This is a genomic window from Brenneria uluponensis (genome assembly GCF_032395385.1).
Lineage (GTDB): Bacteria > Pseudomonadota > Gammaproteobacteria > Enterobacterales > Enterobacteriaceae > Prodigiosinella > Prodigiosinella aquatilis.
Genome location: NZ_CP135917.1, coordinates 3745952 through 3766679 on the forward strand (window position 1 = coordinate 3745952; position 20728 = coordinate 3766679).

Genomic DNA, 20728 nt, shown 5'->3' on the forward strand with positions numbered 1-20728 from the left:
CAGGTTGTCCGTTTTTTTATCTTCATCGCTGCCAGTCAATATGCCAACCATCTTCACCGTGTTGCACCTGCCCTTCCATCGTGATAAACACACCCACAGCGGCAATAAGTTGCTCATTATAAAAGAGTAGTGGCGTGCGTTCCCGCTGCCAGGGCGGAACACCCATTTCCTGCCACAACTTTTTCATCTGACGGCCATGTTGTCTACCCACTATATGAATTTTCCCTTGCGCCATAAACCGGACTGTTACCTGCTCTCCCTCTCGTGGAGAGCGCACATGAGTGCCATGAGACGCTAGCATTAAACACCCCAACCCATCCGGTAATACAAGCGGTGACGACGCCGCCAGTTGCCACGGCAGAATGCAAGATTTGAGTGAATCCATCAGCGGTAATAAATAAAGTTGCTGCCGAAAACGCCTGACTTGCACATTGCCCAGTTGTAATTGCGGCTCCGCATCCTGTTTACTCATTGCCACTTCTCGCCATACGCGTTGCAACTGATCACGGGAAGGCATCTGTGCACCTTGTCTTGCTATCCAGCGACGCAACAACGCAAAACGACGTGCCGGGCTCAATGGCATCAGTGCATCAATGCACAGAGCACCATCGGCATCGCTCATTGCCTGTAACGACTCGGCCAACAACTCATCCAGTAATTGCTCTTGTTCTGCGCACAGTGCAGCACTACGTGCCACAGCAGAAAGAAAATGCGGCCAGCGCTGTTTTAACAAAGGTAATACGTGCAGACGTAAAAAGTTGCGGTCAAAACGTTCATCGCCATTGCTGTCATCTTCAATCCAGGAAAGCTGTTGTGTCTGTGCATACGCTTCCAGTTGAGTACGGGAAAATGTCAATAATGGGCGCAATAAAACATGACCGTTCGACGCGGAGTGTTCAGCCATTGAGGCTAGCCCTGCCGGGCCGCTCCCTCGTTTGAGCGCCAGTAGAAAAGTTTCGCTCTGGTCATCCAGATGTTGGGCAGTCAGTAACGCTTCACCGGGTAACAAATGATTTTTCAATGCCTGATAACGCGCCTCACGTGCAGCTGCTTCAATCCCTTTCTGTCGGGCATCGACATCCACATGCAGCACATCAAACGGAACCTGCCAACGCTGACATTGCTGGCGGCAATGCTCTGCCCAGCTATCCGCCAGAGGATTCAAACCATGATGGACATAAACCGCTCGCAAGGAAATATGCTGTTGCTGGCTGATGCGCGTCATCAGGTTCAGCAATACACTGGAATCCAGTCCGCCGCTGTAGGCCACCAGACAATGAGAATACATTGCAGTCCTGCGACACACCTCAGCCAGCAACATCTCTTCGCTGCTCATATCATGGTTACCGTTCATACAATTCAAGTGGCAGTCCATCAGGATCACTGAAAAAAGTGAACCGGCGCTGGGTTTCCTCATCAACACGTAGAGGCTCACAGATCACACCGGATTGCGTTAGCTCAGCGATAGATTGTTCAATATCTTCAACAAAGAACGCCAGATGACGTAAGCCACAGGCCTCAGGGCGACTCACTCGGGTTGGCGGTTGAGGAAATGAAAACAGCTCAACAAGGTAATGACCATTTAATGCCAGGTCGCCTTTCCAGGAATCACGCGACGCACGGTAAACCTCATGCAACAGTGTAAAACCCAGCACATCACAATAAAACCGCTTACTACGTTCGTAATCAGATGCGATGATGGCAATATGATGAATATCTTGAATTTTAAGCATCACTCTCTCACGGTTTCAGTGCAAATAGTTATTCAGTACGGCAACACCCGGCATAAGCGAAAATCGTCCTGTCCGCCCCATAATAACAAAAAGTCCGCGCTCATTTCTGATTGCGGACTTTTAACGATGTTTAAATTACTGTGTCAAACCCATAGCGTTTGGAAACTTGAAAGGAATCAACAGTAACCGTAATTCATCAAACGCTGATAGCGACGATTAAGCAATTCCTGCTCACTAAATACATCCAGATCACGCAAGTCAACCAACAACTGGGACTTCAGTGATTCAGACATCGCTTCAATATCACGGTGAGCCGAGCCAAGTGGCTCAGGAATAACGCTATCGATCAGATTCAGCTCTTTCAACCGGTGCGCGGTAATACCCATCGCCTCAGCGGCCAGAGGTGCCTTATCGGCACTTTTCCACAGAATAGATGCACACCCTTCGGGGGAAATAACAGAATAGGTGCTGTATTGCAGCATATTCACCTTGTCACCCACACCGATGGCTAATGCTCCACCAGAACCACCTTCACCAATAACGGTACAGATGATCGGTACACTCAGACCCGACATTTCACGCAAATTACGGGCAATCGCTTCAGACTGACCGCGCTCTTCCGCACCTACGCCCGGGTAGGCGCCAGGGGTATCAATGAAGGTAATGATCGGCATTTTGAAACGCTCGGCCATTTCCATCAAGCGCAATGCCTTTCGATAACCTTCTGGTGCTGGCATACCAAAATTGCGACGAATTTTTTCTTTGGTTTCGCGACCCTTCTGGTGACCGATAATCATCACAGGACGCCCATCCAGACGAGCAATCCCACCAACGATGGCTTTATCATCAGCGTAAGCTCGATCTCCTGCCAATTCATCAAAATCAGTAAAGATGTGCTTAACATAATCCAGCGTATATGGGCGCAGTGGATGGCGAGCCAGCTGGGCGATTTGCCAAGCACCCAGATCAGCGAAAATTTTACGTGTCAACTCAACGCTTTTTTCGCGTAGACGCTTAACCTCTTCGTCCAGGTTAATATCCAATTTTTCGTCTTGACGGCTGACTGCGGTCAGCGAGTCAATTTTCGCTTCCAACTCTGCAATCGGCTGCTCAAAATCAAGAAAATTCAGACTCATAGTATTCCTATATTAGTCAAATTCCAGTTCTACCTGTTCATTACCCACTAAAGTGCGCAAATCATTCAGCAACACATCGGTCGGCGTGACACGCCATGCAGCACCGAAGCGTAACCGGGCACGCGCATTCTCCCGTTGGTAGTAAAGATGCACTGGAATCGTCCCTGATCGATGGGGTTCCAACGACTGACGGAGACGGTTTAACAACTGGTCATCAATTTGCCTGTCAGTCAGCGAGATAGCAAGCCCGCGAGCATATTTTTCCCGCGCGTCGCTGATATCCATTAACTCGCGGACCGTCATTTTAAGTCCACTGCTGAAGTCATCAAAGCTGACCTGTCCGCTGGCAATAAGAATGCGATCTTTTTCCAGCAGATGCTGGTATTTTTCCAGTGCATCGGTGAACAGCATGATCTCAAGACGCCCGGAACGATCGTCAAGAGTACCAACACCAATCCGGTTTCCACGCTTAGTCACCATAACTCGGGCAGACAGTACCAGACCGACTGCCGTGGTAAGTTTTCCCCGTTCCGTGGGGTGCATATCTTTTAAACGTAAGCCTCCTGCATAACGCTCAATTTCCTTAAGATACTGGTTAATCGGGTGGCCGGTCAGATACAAACCCAGCGTTTCCCGCTCACCATCCAGAACAACCTGTTCCGGCCATGGAGACACTGTACTATATGACTGCTCTACCTGTCCCGGCGCCTCCGCCAGGACACCGAACATGTCCACTTGCCCGATAGCTTCCGCTTTCGCGTGCTGATCCGCGGCTTTCAGCGCATCCCCCAACGAATTCATCAGCGCGGCCCGATGAGGTCCAAGTCGGTCAAAAGCTCCCGACATAATCAGCTTTTCCAGTACCCGTCGGTTAAGCTTTTTAGTATCAGCACGTGCGCACAGGTCAAACAGCTCCTTGAAGTAACCATCCTTATTCCGCGCTTCAATGATTGCTTCAATCGGCCCTTCACCCACGCCTTTAATCGCGCCAATGCCGTAGACAATCTCTCCGTCATCATTCACATGGAAATGGTACAACCCACTATTGATATCCGGCGGCAGAATTTTCAGGCCCATGCGCCAGCACTCGTCCACCAGACCCACAACTTTATCGGTGTTATCCATATCCGCTGTCATCACGGCAGCCATGAATTCAGCCGGATAGTGCGCTTTTAACCACAGCGTCTGATAAGAGACTAGCGCATAAGCCGCAGAGTGCGATTTGTTAAATCCATAACCCGCGAATTTTTCCACCAGGTCAAAGATTTTCATCGACAGCTCACCGTCGACGTTCATTCTCTCCGCGCCCTCTTTAAACACAGAGCGCTGCTTGGCCATCTCTTCGGGCTTTTTCTTACCCATCGCTCGACGCAACATGTCCGCGCCACCCAGAGTATACCCTGACAGCACCTGGGCTATCTGCATCACCTGTTCCTGATACAGGATAATACCATAGGTCGGTTCCAGCACCGGTTTGAGTGACTCATGCTGCCATTGGATATCGGGATAGGAAATAGCTTCTCGACCATGCTTACGGTCAATAAAGTTATCTACCATACCCGACTGCAAAGGCCCGGGACGGAACAAGGCCACCAGCGCGATCATATCTTCAAAACAGTCAGGCTTCAGACGCTTAATCAAGTCCTTCATGCCGCGCGATTCAAGCTGGAACACCGCCGTGGTTTCCGAGCGCTGTAGCATGTCAAAGCTCTTTTTATCATCCAGCGGAATAGAGGCGATGTTGATCGGATCCTGTCCGGCCCGAGCCCGACGCGCGTTGATCATCTCCAGTGCCCAGTCAATGATGGTCAGCGTTCGCAGGCCAAGAAAGTCAAATTTCACCAGCCCGGCGTATTCCACATCGCTTTTATCAAACTGAGTAACTGGGTGATGACCTTCCAGATCGCAATACAGTGGCGCAAAATCAGTGATTTTCGTCGGTGATATCACCACACCACCGGCGTGTTTACCGGCATTACGCGTTACCCCTTCGAGCTTGCGCGCCATGTCGATCAACGCTTTGACTTCCTCATCGGCATCATAAATTTCGCCTAATTGAGGCTCGGCGGCAAATGCTTTTTCCAGGGTCATACCAGGATCGAGTGGTATCAGCTTGGAAATTCGATCCACAAAACCATATGGATGCCCCAGTACGCGCCCTACGTCACGGATTACCGCTTTAGCTGCCATCGTACCGAAAGTAATAATCTGGGAAACGGCATCCCGACCATACATATCCGCGACGTGGTCAATAACCAGATCACGCTTTTCCATGCAAAAATCGACGTCAAAGTCTGGCATGGAGACACGTTCCGGGTTAAGGAATCGTTCGAACAGCAGATCGAATTCAAGCGGATCAAGATCAGTAATTTTCAGCGAATACGCCACCAACGATCCGGCGCCTGAACCTCGCCCCGGACCAACCGGTACATTGTTATCCTTAGACCACTGAATAAACTCCATCACGATAAGGAAGTAACCGGGAAATCCCATCTGGTTGATGACTTTCAACTCAATATCCAGACGTTCATCATATTTTTGACGTTTCTCAGCCCGATCTTCTTCATTCGGGAATAGATACTTCAGACGCTCTTCCAGCCCTTCTTTCGCACGCTTAACCAGGTAATCTTCCGTGGACATATCACCCGTAGGAAACTGCGGCAGGAAATACTCTCCCAGCCGAATAGTGACATTACAACGTTTAGCAATCTCCACGCTGTTAATCAGCGCTTCAGGAATATCCGCAAATAGCTCGCACATTTCCTCTTCGCTGCGCATGTATTGCTGCGAACTGTAATTGCGCGGACGTTTGGGATCGTCCAGCGTAAATCCATCATGAATGGCAACGCGGATTTCATGCGCATCAAAGTCGTCTTCACTGATAAAGCGAACATCGTTGGTCGCGACCACGGGCAAACCATGCGCCACCGCCATTGCCACGGCAGAATGCAGATAACTTTCTTCATCGGGACGACCAGTACGGATCAACTCAAGATAGTAACGATCAGGAAAATGCTGTTGATAAAAAGCCAAACATTGTGTTGCCTGCGCCTGATTACCACGTAATAAAAATTTCCCTACATCACCATGTCGCCCGCCTGACAACAATAACAAACCATGTTGATGCTCAATCAGCCATTCACGTTCAATGGTCGGCCCAACAGGACCGTAGCCCCGCTGGTAAGAACGAGAGATCAGTAGCGTCAGGTTCTGATAACCTTCATTATCCATTGCCAGGATAGTGAGTTGAGACGGCTCATCGCCCAACTCTTCACTTGAAACCAGTAAATCAGCACCGACAATAGCCTTAATTCCAGCACTGTGCGCACCGCCGTAGAATTTCACCAGGCCACACAGGTTGGTGAAATCGGTAATCGCCAGCGCTGGCATTCCCAGCGACGCTGCTTTTTTTACCAACGGCCCGACTTTCGCCAGTCCATCGATCATGGAATAGTCACTGTGAACACGCAGGTGAACAAAACGTGGTTCGGCCATATCCAGATCCTAGAATGTGTCAAGTAATTAACCTGATAACATAATAAAATTATCAGGCAGATAAGTAATATGTATTTCTACTATGCCAAGCCCAACGCTCGTTTAACCGGAGCGAAACTGCGCCTGTGATGATGGGTAGCCCCTAAGGTAGCCAGTTTTTCCAGGTGATAAGCGGTAGGATAGCCTTTATGCTGCGCAAAACCATAAGCGGGGAAAATCTTGTCCAACGCTTCCATTTCCCAGTCTCGCGTGACTTTGGCAAGTATTGATGCGGCACTAATCTCCGGTACGAGGTCATCACCCTTCACCACCGCCAACGACGGCATGGGTAGCATCGGGCAGCGATTACCATCGATTAAAACATAATCAGGCGTCAAGACCAAACCAGCGACTGCGCGTTGCATTGCCAACATTGTGGCATGCAGAATATTCAGTTGATCAATCTCTTCCGGTTCTGCACGTCCCAGACTCCAGGCTAGCGCCTTGTCCTTAATTTCGTCATACAGAGAAAGACGGCGTTTTTCACTCAATTTCTTCGAGTCCGCCAACCCGACAATCGGGCGGTTAGGGTCAAGAATCACTGCCGCAGTAACAACTGCGCCCACTAACGGGCCTCGCCCTACCTCATCAACCCCGGCAATACAGGTTGCCTGAGGGTAACTAAATGATTTATTCATGATTTTGATAATTCCAGTACTGCCTGAGCAGCCTGCTCGTCAGCATTACAGCGAATCTGTTCATGCAACGCCAGGAAATTACCCTGCAACGCGACGGCCTCTTCTCCTCTTTGCAGCCAAGGCATCAGAGCTGCCGCCAACTTGTCCGGAGTGCAATCCGCTTGCAGTAACTCTTTAACCAGTTCACGACCAGCCAACAGATTAGGTAACGATACCCAAGGGGTTTTTACCAGTTTCTGGGCCAACCAGAAGGTAAACGGCTTCATTCGGTAACCCACTACCATCGGGCATTTTGCCAGCATACACTCCAGTGCAGCCGTACCGGAGGCCAGTAATGTGGCGTCACTGGCCACCATAGCTTCGCGGGCATGACCATCCAGCATGTGAACTGTCAATTCCGGTGCTACTACATCTTTTACCTGCTCAAATTGAGCCCGACGTTTGCTATTAACCAACGGCACCACAATTTCAAGTTCTGGGTAAGTTTGTCGTAGCAACTGCGCCGTTTTAAGAAAATCGGCACTCAGCATTTTCACCTCGGCACTCCGGCTACCCGGTAGCAACGCCAGACAACGTGCATCCACCGCCAACCCCAGAGCAATGCGTGCAGCCTGTTTATCGGGATGTAATGGCATGGCATCAGCCATGGTATGACCGATAAAACGGCAGGGGACATTAAAACGATCATAAAACGCTTTTTCAAAAGGCAGAAATGCCAGAACCAGATCTGTTGACCGGCCAATTTTGAAAACCCGTTTCTGTCGCCAGGCCCATACTGATGGGCTGACATAATGAATGGTTTTGATTCCACGCTGCTTCAGACGTCCTTCCAGCGTGATATTGAAATCAGGTGCGTCAATCCCAACAAAAACATCTGGCTTCAATTCACTGAAGCGGCGTGTTAAATCACGACGAATCTTTAATAACCGAGGCAGACGTTCCAGTACTTCGACCACTCCCATGACTGCCAATTCCTCCATTTCGTACCAGGCTTCACATCCTTCCTGCAACATCTGCGGTCCGGCAACGCCCACAAAACGGGCATCCGGTATTTTAGCCTTAAGTGCGCGAATTAATCCGGCACCAAGAATATCGCCGGAGGTTTCCCCGGCGACTATTCCGATAATGAGTGGGCGCGGAGTCATAAATCAGCGGATAATACCGCGCGTCGAGCGGGCAAAGAAGTCGAGAAACACTTGTACTGCCGGATGACTAACGGCCAGTGCTTCAATCTCGGGTTTAACATCGTCGAGTGTTCTACCACTGCGGTAAATTAATTTGTAGGTGTTACGAATAGCATGCTGGGTTTCTTTATCAAAACCACGGCGTTTCAGACCTTCAATATTAATTCCGAACGGTGTGGCGTGATTGCCTTGGGCAATAACATAAGGTGGGACATCCTGCGCTACGCCGGAACAACCACCAACCATAACATGCGCACCAATAACACAAAATTGATGAACCGCCGTCATCCCGCCGATAATGGCGTAATCACCGATGTAGACATGACCACCCAACGTTGCATTGTTAGCCAAAATACAACGGTCACCAACCATGCAGTCATGGGCAATATGCGTATTGATCATCAATAAATTGTCGTTACCGACTTTAGTCAACCCACCACCTTGTACCGTGCCACGATGAATACTCACACTTTCGCGAATACGGTTACGATCGCCAATCTCGACACATGTCGGCTCTCCCGCATATTTCAGATCCTGATTAACTTCACCAATAGAGGCAAACTGATAAATTTCATTATCACAACCAATTTTAGTGATGCCGTTAACCACAACGTGAGATTTGAGTACCGTTCCTGCACCGATTTCGACCTGAGAACCGACATAACAAAACGGACCGATATGCACACCGGCACCGATAACAGCACCCTCTTCAATAACCGAGCTGGGATGAATAAAGGCAGTTTTATCTATCACGCTATCAAACCTCCCGACGACGAGCACACATCATTTCAGCTTCACAAGCCACTTCTCCATCGACTTTGGCTACACCTTTAAAACGGGCGACACCACGACGTTCTTTAATAAACTCGACTTCCAGGATCATCTGATCACCTGGTTCTACCGGGCGTTTAAAACGCGCTTCATCAATGGCAGCAAAATAATAGAGTTCGCCAGGTTCAAGTTTACCAACACTTTTAAATGCCAATATTCCGGTTGCCTGTGCCATTGCTTCCAAAATCAGTACACCGGGGAAAATAGGCTTCCCTGGGAAATGCCCTTGAAAAAAAGGCTCATTGAAAGAAACATTTTTAACCGCACGTAAAAATTTCCCTGCTTCAAAATCCAGTACACGATCTACCAGCAAAAAAGGATAACGATGCGGTAACAACTCCAGAATTTCTTCAATATTCAGAGTATGGGTGTCAGTATTCAAAATACTCTTCCTGTCCATATAAAATTGATATCATCAACAACACGGCTCGTATAGTTCCTAAAACAGGGAACATCAAGCGGACCGCAAATAAGGATTAAGCGCCTTTGCGCTCGTCTTGCTTGTAAAACACGGCGGAGATAAATATTGGTGACTAGATTTTTCCGAGCTTGCGCTCAACGGCTTTCAGCCGCTTACTTATATCATCAATATTCATTACCAATGCCGCGGTCTTACGCCAGACTTTATTGGGCTGCAACGGAATTCCTGATGAATAGACGCCAGGCTCGGTGATAGGGCGCATTACCATACCCATGCCAGTCACTGTTACTTTGTCACAAATTTCCATATGACCATTAATCACGCTGGCACCACCAATCATGCAATAACGGCCGATCTTCAAACTTCCTGCCATAATCACACCACCAGCAACTGCGGTATTGTCGCCAATCACAACGTTGTGTGCAATCTGGCACTGGTTATCAATGATGACACCATCACCGATGATCGTATCATCCAATGCGCCACGATCGATGGTAGTATTGGCACCGATCTCGACGTGATCACCGATTTTAACCGTCCCTAGTTGTGGTATTTTTATCCAGTTACCACGATCATTCGCATAGCCAAAACCATCTGCGCCAATCACTGCTCCTGATTGAATCAGACACTTTTTACCTAGCACGACATTATGGTAAATCGTTACATTAGCCCATAAACGGGTTCCTGCACCAATTCTGGCATTTTTTCCAATAAAACAACCGGCACCGATCACCACGCCATCACCTAGTACGGCACCAGATTCAATGACTGCATTGGCACCGACTGATACAGAATCCCCCAAACATGCATCGGAAGCAATCACTGAGGCAGGTGATATATCCTGAGCCGGAGTCGGCGTAGTATCCATCAACTGCGCCATACGCGCATATGTCGAATAAGGATTCTTTACTACCAACGCAGGAATCTTGCAATAAGGTAAATCCGCTTCTGTCAGTACGACTGCTGATGCTTGCGTATCTGCCAGTTGTTCACGATAGCGGCTATCAGACAAAAAAGTGATCTGACCTGCCAGTGCTGAATGCATCGACGCAACAGCGGTGATGACGATATCGCCATCACCGTGTAATTGAGCATCCAACTGTTGTGCCAAGGCGTCCAGTCGAATTGAAAGCATGTATTATTTAGCCTGTGTCAACACGTCAGCAGTAATATCTTTTGCATTATCCGCATAAGCAATAGCATTAGCGTCAATTACAATGTCATAACCCTGCTTTTTAGCAACAGCTTTTACCGCATCCTGAATGCGGCTCAAAATCTTGTTACGTTCTTCCACCTGACGACGACGGTTATCCTGATCGAAAGCCTGCGCTTTGGTAGAAAATTCTTTGCGCTGTGCCATTATCGCTTTTTCCATTTTACTACGATCACTGGCTTTCATTGTCGAGCCATCACGCTGTAGTTTCTGCATTTTCCCCTGCAGATCACGTTCCATAGCCTGTAGTTCAGAAGCACGGCCTTTGAACTCATTTTCCAGTTGTTTAGCAACTGTTTCTCGCTGTGGCAACTGTTGAAAAATGCTGGAAATATTGACAATTGCAATTTTGTCAGCAGCCTGCACACTGGCTGAAACAGCCAACACGAAACCAAGACCCGCGGCATACAACCACTTTTTCACTATAAAACTCCTCACCCTAACTGATTTGTGCTTTTCACACATTTTTAATCTGCACAATACAATGGTTTCGGCATACTAGTTTGAACACCGGCACCATAATATCCGTGCGACGCTTGCCTATATGATCAGATTACCAGGTCTTACCAATATTAAACTGGAACTGCTCCGACTTATCCCCACTATATTTCTTAATCGGTTGGGCATAAGAGAATACCAATGGCCCAAGTGGTGACATCCATTGTAGCGCAATACCGGAAGAAATACGGATGTTACCAGGGCTATTATAATCAGGTACTCCAGCAGCCACTGTTTGTGCTGTATTTTCCCAGTGGGTATCCCATACCGTACCAGCATCCACAAAGAGGGAAGTACGCACTGAACTGGCGTATTTCTCACTGATGAACGGTGTCGGAACGATTAATTCACCACTCATCACTGCCATAGCATTCCCGCCAACAGCATCACTGCTATTGTCGATCGGGCAATTGGCATAAGACGCCGCACCAGAAGCACAATTGTAATAAGCCGCCTTCGGGCCAATCGTGTTAGAACGGAAACCACGCACGGTACTGGAACCACCAGCATAGAAGTTATCGTAGAATGGCACTTCTTTTCCGCCCAAACCATCGGCGAATCCGGCTTTGGTTCTGCCCATCAACACCCAGTTATGGTTTTCACTCAGCGGTAAATAGCTCGTTGAATCAAAAGTCAGCTTATAGTATTCGTTATCCGAACCCGGCACGGTCACTTTTGCATTCAGAGAAGCACGGCTACCTGCTGTTGGGAAATAACCACGATCAAGATTGTTATAAGTCCAACCGGTCTTTACAAAGAAATCGTTCGCCGAGACGTCCGCGCTGGAAGTAGAACTGCTTTCCGAGACGACATCGGGATGGATACCCATTTTCGCCAGATAACGCCAGGTAGACACCTGCGGTTTCATATCCGATAAATCGTTGTGGACATAATCTAAACCAACGTTCAGCGAGTTATTTTCGTTAACCGGGAAACCCAGTGTGGCACCGGTTCCGAAACTGCGGTCAGTATAGTCAGATAAATCAGCATCAGAGGCGTCAAAATTGTTATAGAAGATTCGTCCACCTAAGCTGACTCCATCGACCGTAAAATACGGGTCGGTCATAGTAAGTTCAACGTAGGTCTGGTAATCATTCTTCGTGCCACTAATCCCCACAGAATTACCGGTACCCAACCAGTTATCCTGTTGCACCCCAGCTTGAAAACTGACACCACTTTCCGTACCGAAACCAATACCAAAGTTAAAAGTACCGGTATTTCGTTCTTTTACCTTATAGATGACATCTACTTGATCTGGTGTTCCTGGTACCCGCTGTGTTTCAACGTTTACGCTTTCAAAATACCCCAAACGATCGAGACGTTCTTTACCTTTTTCGACCAAATTGTTAGCAAGCCAACCGCCTTCCATCTGGCGCATTTCCCGCCGTAACACAGAATCTTTGGACGTATCATTACCTTCAAAACGGATACGGCGTACAGAAAAGCGATTCCCCGTATCAACATTGATATTCAAGCGAACCGTTTTATCCGCATCGTTGATTTCAGGCTGGGTAACCACACGTGGATAGGCATAACCATAACGCCCCAACAGTTTCTTGATATCATCTTCCATCCGGGTCACTTTAGTGCCGTTATACAGCTCTCCCGGCTGAATTTTGGTCAGCGCTTCGATCTCAGCCGAATGACCAGCCAGATTGCCACGGACCGTCACACCAGACAGCTTGTATTGCTCGCCTTCGGTCAGGTTAATGGTGATGTAAATACCTTTTTTGTCTGGCGTCAGGCTAACCTGCGTTGAATCGATTTTGAAACGTGCATAACCACGATCCAAATAGAAACTACGCAATGTTTCCAGGTCACCGGAAAGTTTTTGCTTCTGATATTTACGATCGCCGACAACATTCCACCAGGGAACCTCATCACGTAGTTGAAAATGAGAAATCAACTCATCAGAGTTAAATGCCTTATTCCCAACAATATTAATCTGTTGGATTTTCGCTGATACCCCTTCCGTGAACACCAACTTAAGGTCTACACGATTACGCGGCAGCGGAGTCACTATTGCTTTTACCGTAGCGCTATATTTACCCACGCTATAGTAAAAATCTTCCAGACCTTTCTCAATATTGGAAATCGTTGTGCGATCAAGTGCATCGCCTACACGAACACCGGAGGCATCCAGATTCTCCTTCAGCATTTCTTCCTTAACCGATTTATTACCGGAGAAAGTTATACTGGCGATCGTTGGACGTTCTTTAACTTGGACAACCAGTGTTTCGCCATCACGCAGGACTCGGACATCCTCAAAGTTTCCGGTCGCAAATAAAGCGCGAATGGTATTACCGATATCTTTATCACTAACGGTATCCCCCACTCGGACTGGCATACTAAGTAATGCCGCACCGACGGCAACCCGCTGCAGGCCCTCGAAATGAATATCTTTCACTACGAACCCGTCTGCACCGTATACGGTGGCGCTGCTGAACAGCAGCGACGCTATGAGCAACTTTTTCATCGCCATCGTTGTTATGCGCTTATCCTAACCTGGTCTCACACCTAAAGGCGGGAGAAATCATTAAAAAGTGCGAGCCCCATTAACATCATCAGCAACACCGTGCCAATGCGATAACCGAAGTTCTGCACACGCTCGGAAACCGGCTTACCCTTAAGTTTTTCAAGCACCAGAAAAAGCAGGTGACCACCATCTAATACCGGTAGAGGAAACAGATTGATGACCCCCAGATTGACGCTTATCAATGCCAAAAACATCAGGTAATAAATCAATCCATAATCCGCTGACATCCCTGCCCCCTGAGCAATCGATATCGGCCCACTCAGGTTGTTCAACTTTATATCGCCAGTAATCAACTTACCCAGCATACTGACCGTCAGCTTCATTAATTGCCAGGTTTTATCGCTGGCTTCATAAATCGCGCCAAACGGCCCATACTGACGTACCGTTCTATACTCATCGGGCAATGGTATGACTCGAGGGACAACACCAGCGAACCCCACATATTGACCTTGTCCCACAGACTTCTTGTCTGGCGTCAGAGACAACGTCAGGGTTTCCCCTCCTCTTTCAACCTCCAGAGTGACTACATTACCTGGGTTATCACGTATCGTGGTAACAAACTGCTGCCAACGCGTCAGCGGTTGACCATCGACTTTAACGATCCTGTCCCCAACATCTAAACCCGCTTTTTTTGCGGCTGAATGAGGCTGGACTTGTGTTAATACTGCGTCGATCTGCGGTCCACGAGGAACAATTCCCAACGAAACGGCAGGATCCTGTTTATCGGGCTCAAAATGCCAGTCACGCAAATTCAACGTTTTCCGTTCAATCTGCGACGAACCCAGTGGCGCGGTACCAATGATAACTTCAGGATCACCAATCTTGCCAATCAGAGCCAGACGTGCACTATCCCAGTCAGGCGTTTCGATACCGCCAATGGTCTTTAGTTCCATTCCTGGTGAAATTTGCGCGTGCGATGCAATCGAATCGGGCAAAACTTCACCAACCACTGGGCGTATGCCTGGTACTCCGATGATAAACACCATCCAGTATGCAAAAACAGCGAAGATAAAATTGGCAATTGGGCCGGCACTTACAATCGCAGCACGTTGCAAGACAGTTTTATTATTGAAGGCTTGGTGGAAAAGTGCTGTCGGGACATTATCAATCCGGCCATCCAGCATTTTAACATAACCACCAAGAGGGATGAGTGCGATAACGTATTCTGTACCATGACGATCATAGCGTCGCCACAACGCTTTACCAAAACCAATCGAAAAGCGTTCGACTCTGACGCCGCATCGGCGTGCGACCCAGAAATGGCCGAATTCATGAACCGTTATCAATACACCTAATGCAATGATAAATGCGGCCAGATTCCAGAGGATATTCATCATAAACAGGCCTTAACCTTTTCCCTAAATAGCTTTAAAAATCAGTAGCATCAGGCAAGAAAAAACCGGTACTGCCGCAGTAAGACTATCTATACGATCCAAAACACCACCATGACCAGGTATCAAGTGACTACTGTCTTTTAGACCTGCTTCACGTTTGAACATGCTCTCGGTCAGATCACCCAGAACCGAAGCTAACGCGGCCACAATAGAGCAAACCAGCAACGTTGTCATTGATGTCGCCAGTGGCACATAGTGACTAAAGAGTAACGAAATCAGCGCGGAAGTCACTAATCCTCCAACCAAACCTTCCCAGGTTTTTCCTGGTGAAACCTTAGGTGCAAGTTTACGCTGCCCAAATAGCCGACCAAACATATAGGCACCACTGTCCGCTCCCCATACAAGCAACATGACATACAACAACCACCAGGCGCCGGCGTACGGATTAGACTCGTAGTCATACTGCCGTAATGCCAACATTCCCCAGAAAAATGGGACAATAGTCAATACACCGAAGAGCAGGCGAAGTATCCGTGAAGAACGCCACAATGATGCTGACGCCGGATAAAACAGAACCAGTAGCAAAGCCAGGCTCCACCAAACTAACGATGACCAGAGTGACATCCTGACTTGCAAGATAGATACAGGATGATGATATGGCGGAAGGGTAAATAGCATCAGAGCCAGCAACAAGCCACAAAAAATCGCCAACCAGACTCGATGAGTATAGGATGCAAATCCGGCAAATTGCCCCCATTCCCAAGCTGCAAGCATACATACCGCCAACGTAACCAGGGCAAAACCCACAAGCGGCAATAAAAACAGTGCAGCGATAACAGCAGGAATAAGAATCAAAGCAGTTATCAGACGGTACTTCAGCAAAAGTTCTCCCTAGGATACATCAGTATCAATAGGTGTTGTTCCCCCGAAGCGACGCTCACGTTGTGCAAATGCATTCAGAGCACCTTCAAAGACTTGTTCATCAAAATCGGGCCAGAGAACATCGGTAAAATAAAGCTCAGCATAGGCAATCTGCCACAGTAGAAAATTGCTGATACGGTGCTCACCACCGGTTCTTATTACCAAATCCACAGGCGAGAGATCACTCAGACAGATGTAACGGCATAGAGTTTCTTCATTGATGGTATCAGGGCGTAAAACGCCTTCCTGTACCTGCTCCGCTATCTTTCTGACACTCTGAATGATATCCCAACGGCCGCCATAATTTGCAGCGATATTCAGCGTAAGCCCAGTATTATTTTCTGTCAGATGTTCCGAGCGGCGAATCCGTTCCTGTAACCGAGTATTAAAACGACTGATATCGCCAATAATACGTAACCGGACGTTATGTTTGTGAAGATTTTTTACTTCACTATCGAGCGCCCGTACAAACAACTCCATCAAAGACGTCACTTCCTGCGTCGGACGATTCCAGTTTTCGCTGCTGAACGCATATAGCGTCAACGCATCAAGATGATGACTGACAGAAAAACTCACAGCACGACGAACAGACTTTACCCCCGCCTGATGCCCGAATATCCGCAGTTTACCCCGATGTTTAGCCCAGCGCCCATTACCATCCATAATAATGGCGACATGACGTGGCCCAACGGGTAACTGATTCTGACTACCTTGCTGATTTTCGGACGGCATAACGTGTACTTAATTTCCTCAAATAAGAAAAACGGCTGTTTATCCGTGACGTTCGATCTGACCAGCGCAAAAATCGCGAACAGGTAGAACCTATTGCCATCGTTGACCGTCACACCCATCCCCCACACCAAATGGCGCAGACTATATCATTTCAATGGCACGTGAACAAACGCGCGATCAACTAAGGTTGCTGATATCGCAACAATGTCTGGGTGGCAATACGTCTGGCCCAACGATCAATGACAAGAACGTCGTCCACACTGTCAGGCTCAGGTAAAGCAAGCTGTTCCAACACGCTCTGGTTGACCGCAGCAATATCAGTAAAACGGATACCCGAACGTAGAAATGCCTCTACCGCAACTTCATTAGCGGCATTCAGTGTGGTTGTGGCGGCCTGCCCTTGATTACAGGCTTCAATGGCCAGCCGCAAACAAGGATAGCGATGATAATCTGGTGCTGAAAATGTCAATGCGCCAAGACGACAGAAATCCAACGTCTCTACGCCGGAATTCACTCGTGCCGGATATGCCATCGCGTGGGCAATCGGCGTACGCATATCGGGAGCGCCCAACTGCGCCAGCACACTGCCATCCCGGTAACGCACCATGGAATGGATGACCGACTGAGGATGAATGATAACCTCCATCTGTGCTTCCGAAGCATTGAAAAGCCAGCGGGCTTCAATGTATTCCAGCCCTTTATTCATCATGGTCGCCGAATCCACTGAAATTTTGCGTCCCATCGACCAGTTAGGGTGAGCACAAGCCTGATCGGGGGTCATTGTACTCATTTCTGCTAGCGGGATTTCACGAAAAGGCCCACCAGACCCAGTCAAGATAATTCGCTCGACACCGTATTGAATCAGAGAACCATGCCCCAACTGACATTGGATTTGCTCAGGTAAGCTCTGAAAAATGGCATTATGCTCGCTGTCTATGGGCAACAATTGTGCACGGCTTTTTGAAACAGCGTCCATAAACAGACGACCGCAGGTAACCAGCGACTCTTTATTGGCTAACAGCACCTGTTTATCGGCTCGGATGGCCGACAACGTTGGAAACAATCCTGCCGCCCCCACAATGGCCGCGATGACCTGATCGACATCATTCAGCGCCGCTAGTTCACACGCAGCTTGCTCTCCCGCCATTACTTCTGTACGACAACCATGCTGGCTTAGCTGCCGGCGTAATTCCCGGGCAGAACTCTCATCTGCCATTGAGGCATAGGTTGGATGGAATTCCAGGCATTGTTCTACCATGCGGGATACATTACGTCCGGCGACTAATGACTTGACCGAAAATTTATCAGGATTGGCCCGAATGACCGACAGTGAACTGACGCCAATCGAACCGGTAGAACCAAGGATGGTCAGTGTCTTCATGAAATGCTCTGAATAACTGCAATTGATTACAGGGAGGTAACTCAGTCTGAAACGATTAACATAAACTGTCTATGACCGTTATAAAAAAAATAACCCTGCATCAAGGGAACAATAAAAAATAAAGCGCCGCAGGGAGAGAAGGAATACATCCTGTTCCTACCCGGCGACGCCGACCCAAACTGATGGATTAAAAATCCATCAGTTCGCTTTCTTTATCAGCCAATGTGGCATCAACCTTTTTGATGTAACTGTCAGTCAGTTTCTGAATTTCATCCTGAGCACGATGTTCTTCATCTTCACTGATGGTCTTGTCTTTCAGTTGGGCCTTTAACTTGTCATTCGCATCACGACGGACGTTGCGGACAGAGACGCGACTTTGCTCAGCTTCACCACGGACGACTTTGATCAGGTCCTTACGACGCTCCTCCGTCAACGGCGGCAGCGGTACACGAATAACGGAACCTGCCGACATAGGATTAAGCCCCAGATCGGATTTCATAATTGCTTTTTCAACTGCTGCTCCCAACGTGCGATCGAATACCGTGATCGACAAAGTACGGGAATCCTCTACTACAATGTTGGCAAGCTGACGCAACGGGGTTGCAGTGCCATAATATTCAACATGAATACCGTCCAGTAAGCTGGGAGAGGCACGGCCGGTACGGATTTTGCCGATCTGGTTCTTAAAAACCTCAACGCATTTTTCCATGCGTGTTTCAGCATCTTTTCTGATTTCATTAGTCACGTTGTGAACCCTTGAAAACTGGTTGCCTGTCAGATCACGTCTCGACATGATCCGGTGAATAATTTACACCAGCGTCAGCTGGCAATGTATGGCGCTATCTTGTGCCACCAAAACAGAATATTACCTTACTTTTGTCGTCAGCCGTTATTACTGATCAACGTCCCTTCTTTTTCACCCATCACGACACGCCGCAATGCACCCGGTTTATTCATATTAAACACCCGGATTGGCAAATTATGATCTCTCGCCAAGGTAAAAGCAGCCAAGTCCATAACTTTAAGTTCGCGTTCCAGTACGTCCTGATAGCACAGTGTTTCGTACAGCGTAGCATTGGGATCCTGTATCGGATCGGCGGAATAAACACCATCGACCTTGGTGGCTTTCAATACCACATCAGCTTCGATTTCAATGCCGCGCAGACAGGCAGCAGAATCGGTGGTAAAAAAAGGATTACCTGTCCCGGCGGAAAAAATCACTACGCGATTATTACGCAACAGGCTGATGGCTTCTGCCCAACTGTAATTATCACAGACACCATTCAACGGGATAGCAGACATCAAACGGGCGTTGACATAGGCACGGTGCAATGCATCACGCATCGCCAGGCCATTCATTACCGTAGCCAGCATACCCATATGGTCACCCACAACACGGTTCATGCCTGCTTTAGCCAAACCAGCACCACGAAACAGGTTACCACCGCCTATTACCACTCCGACCTGGATATCCAGCTCAACCAGTTCTTTTACTTCCTGAGCCATGCGATCCAGGATGCTTGCATCAATACCGAAACCTTCGGCGCCTTGCAGGGCTTCGCCACTAAGCTTGAGCAGGATACGTTGATATACAGGTTTTGAGTTGGTTGCCATGGTGTTTTTGTCCTAACAGGCTGTCATCGTATTGAGGGTTATTACAATGACACTGAGCGACCTAGGATAAAGATACGCTCAGTGTCACGAAACTATTTTTAAGGTTGGATAAAAAGGAACCGCCAATCGGCGGTTCCTTTTTATAATTAAGACTGCTTACTCATTGCCGCGACTTCAGCAGCAAAGTCAGTTTCAGCTTTCTCAATGCCTTCACCTACTTCAAAACGGATGAAGCCGCTTACACTGGCACTATGCTCTTTCAGCAACTGACCAACCGTTTTGCTTGGATCCATGACAAAATGCTGACCAGACAGAGAGATCTCACCGGTGAATTTACGCATGCGTCCTTCAACCATTTTCTCTGCAATTTCACGCGGTTTTCCAGATTGCATCGCAATGTCCAACTGGATCTGATACTCACGAGAAACAACGTCAGCCGGTACGTCTTCGGCGTTAACATATTCTGGTTTGCTAGCCGCAATGTGCATAGCAACGTGTTTGATCAGTTCTTCATCAGCACCCGTGGCCGCGACGAGAACACCGATACGCGCGCCATGCATATAAGAACCCAAAGCATCACCAGTCTGAACAGCAACACGGCGAATGTTGATGTTTTCACCAATCTTGGACACCAGCGCAGTACGGCCTTCTTCAAACTTCGCTTTCAGTGCTTCAACATCGGAGATGCGCTCATTCAGTGCGGCATTAATAACATCTTCACCAAAAGCTTTAAAACCGGCATCTTTAGCCACGAAGTCAGTTTCACAGTTCAGTTCAACAACAACACCGTATTTGCCGTCTGCAGAAATTTTGGTCAGGATAATACCTTCAGCGGCAACACGTCCTGCTTTTTTCGCAGCTTTAGCCTGGCCTGATTTACGCATGTTGTCGATGGCCAGCTCAATGTCACCATTCGCTTCAACCAGTGCTTTCTTACATTCCATCATGCCGGCGCCAGTACGCTCACGCAGTTCTTTTACCAGGGCAGCGGTAATTTCAGCCATTATCTTTTCCTCGGTTAT

At 48.2% G+C, this 20728-nt stretch carries 18 protein-coding genes; all 18 read right to left on the reverse strand.

The genetic code is table 11. The annotated features are described in order from the left end of the window. Positions 1 to 22 precede the first annotated feature (22 nt). On the reverse strand, positions 23 to 1354 hold the full coding sequence (gene tilS / locus RS889_RS17395; protein WP_425475086.1) for a tRNA lysidine(34) synthetase TilS: 1332 nt from the start codon (positions 1352 to 1354) through the stop codon (positions 23 to 25). Next, positions 1344 to 1733, reverse strand: coding sequence for a VOC family protein (locus tag RS889_RS17400; protein ID WP_315708146.1), 390 nt, complete (start codon positions 1731 to 1733; stop codon positions 1344 to 1346). Before RS889_RS17400 ends, tilS begins: the two co-directional genes overlap by 11 nt. A gap of 176 nt (positions 1734 to 1909) precedes the next feature. Continuing rightward, positions 1910 to 2869: an acetyl-CoA carboxylase carboxyl transferase subunit alpha gene (gene accA / locus RS889_RS17405; protein ID WP_315708147.1), complete on the reverse strand. Its 960-nt coding sequence runs from the start codon at positions 2867 to 2869 to the stop codon at positions 1910 to 1912. Between the two features lie 12 nt (positions 2870 to 2881). Continuing rightward, on the reverse strand, positions 2882 to 6364 hold the full coding sequence (gene dnaE / locus RS889_RS17410) for a DNA polymerase III subunit alpha (protein ID WP_315708148.1): 3483 nt from the start codon (positions 6362 to 6364) through the stop codon (positions 2882 to 2884). An 80-nt stretch (positions 6365 to 6444) separates the two neighbouring features. Then, positions 6445 to 7041, reverse strand: a complete 597-nt coding sequence (gene rnhB / locus RS889_RS17415) for a ribonuclease HII (RefSeq protein WP_315708149.1) — start codon at positions 7039 to 7041, stop codon at positions 6445 to 6447. Beyond that, a complete protein-coding gene (lpxB, locus tag RS889_RS17420) occupies positions 7038 to 8186 on the reverse strand; it encodes a lipid-A-disaccharide synthase (protein ID WP_315708150.1) in 1149 nt (382 codons plus the stop codon). Before lpxB ends, rnhB begins: the two co-directional genes overlap by 4 nt. A gap of 3 nt (positions 8187 to 8189) precedes the next feature. After that, on the reverse strand, positions 8190 to 8978 hold the full coding sequence (lpxA, locus tag RS889_RS17425) for an acyl-ACP--UDP-N-acetylglucosamine O-acyltransferase (RefSeq protein ID WP_021014884.1): 789 nt from the start codon (positions 8976 to 8978) through the stop codon (positions 8190 to 8192). A 4-nt stretch (positions 8979 to 8982) separates the two neighbouring features. Beyond that, positions 8983 to 9438: a 3-hydroxyacyl-ACP dehydratase FabZ gene (fabZ, locus tag RS889_RS17430; RefSeq protein ID WP_021014883.1), complete on the reverse strand. Its 456-nt coding sequence runs from the start codon at positions 9436 to 9438 to the stop codon at positions 8983 to 8985. Between the two features lie 151 nt (positions 9439 to 9589). Next, on the reverse strand, positions 9590 to 10612 hold the full coding sequence (gene lpxD, locus RS889_RS17435) for a UDP-3-O-(3-hydroxymyristoyl)glucosamine N-acyltransferase (protein WP_315708151.1): 1023 nt from the start codon (positions 10610 to 10612) through the stop codon (positions 9590 to 9592). 3 nt (positions 10613 to 10615) lie between these two features. Next, positions 10616 to 11113, reverse strand: a complete 498-nt coding sequence (gene skp / locus RS889_RS17440) for a molecular chaperone Skp (protein WP_021014881.1) — start codon at positions 11111 to 11113, stop codon at positions 10616 to 10618. A gap of 130 nt (positions 11114 to 11243) precedes the next feature. Further along, on the reverse strand, positions 11244 to 13670 hold the full coding sequence (gene bamA / locus RS889_RS17445; protein ID WP_315708152.1) for an outer membrane protein assembly factor BamA: 2427 nt from the start codon (positions 13668 to 13670) through the stop codon (positions 11244 to 11246). Positions 13671 to 13705: 35 nt separating this feature from the next. Then, positions 13706 to 15061, reverse strand: coding sequence for a sigma E protease regulator RseP (gene rseP / locus RS889_RS17450; protein WP_315708153.1), 1356 nt, complete (start codon positions 15059 to 15061; stop codon positions 13706 to 13708). Between the two features lie 21 nt (positions 15062 to 15082). Continuing rightward, positions 15083 to 15940 carry a phosphatidate cytidylyltransferase gene (gene cdsA / locus RS889_RS17455; RefSeq protein ID WP_021014878.1) on the reverse strand — a complete coding sequence of 286 codons (858 nt, stop codon included), beginning with the start codon at positions 15938 to 15940 and terminating at the stop codon, positions 15083 to 15085. Positions 15941 to 15949: 9 nt separating this feature from the next. After that, positions 15950 to 16711 carry a (2E,6E)-farnesyl-diphosphate-specific ditrans,polycis-undecaprenyl-diphosphate synthase gene (gene ispU / locus RS889_RS17460; RefSeq protein WP_021014877.1) on the reverse strand — a complete coding sequence of 254 codons (762 nt, stop codon included), beginning with the start codon at positions 16709 to 16711 and terminating at the stop codon, positions 15950 to 15952. A gap of 181 nt (positions 16712 to 16892) precedes the next feature. After that, positions 16893 to 18092 (reverse strand): 1-deoxy-D-xylulose-5-phosphate reductoisomerase, encoded by a 1200-nt coding sequence (ispC, locus tag RS889_RS17465; protein ID WP_315708154.1) that lies wholly within the window; start codon positions 18090 to 18092, stop codon positions 16893 to 16895. A 187-nt stretch (positions 18093 to 18279) separates the two neighbouring features. Further along, positions 18280 to 18837 carry a ribosome recycling factor gene (gene frr / locus RS889_RS17470; protein WP_315708155.1) on the reverse strand — a complete coding sequence of 186 codons (558 nt, stop codon included), beginning with the start codon at positions 18835 to 18837 and terminating at the stop codon, positions 18280 to 18282. A gap of 137 nt (positions 18838 to 18974) precedes the next feature. Beyond that, positions 18975 to 19706: a UMP kinase gene (gene pyrH, locus RS889_RS17475; protein ID WP_021014874.1), complete on the reverse strand. Its 732-nt coding sequence runs from the start codon at positions 19704 to 19706 to the stop codon at positions 18975 to 18977. Positions 19707 to 19852: 146 nt separating this feature from the next. Further along, on the reverse strand, positions 19853 to 20710 hold the full coding sequence (gene tsf / locus RS889_RS17480; RefSeq protein WP_021014873.1) for a translation elongation factor Ts: 858 nt from the start codon (positions 20708 to 20710) through the stop codon (positions 19853 to 19855). Between the last annotated feature and the right edge of the window lie 18 nt (positions 20711 to 20728).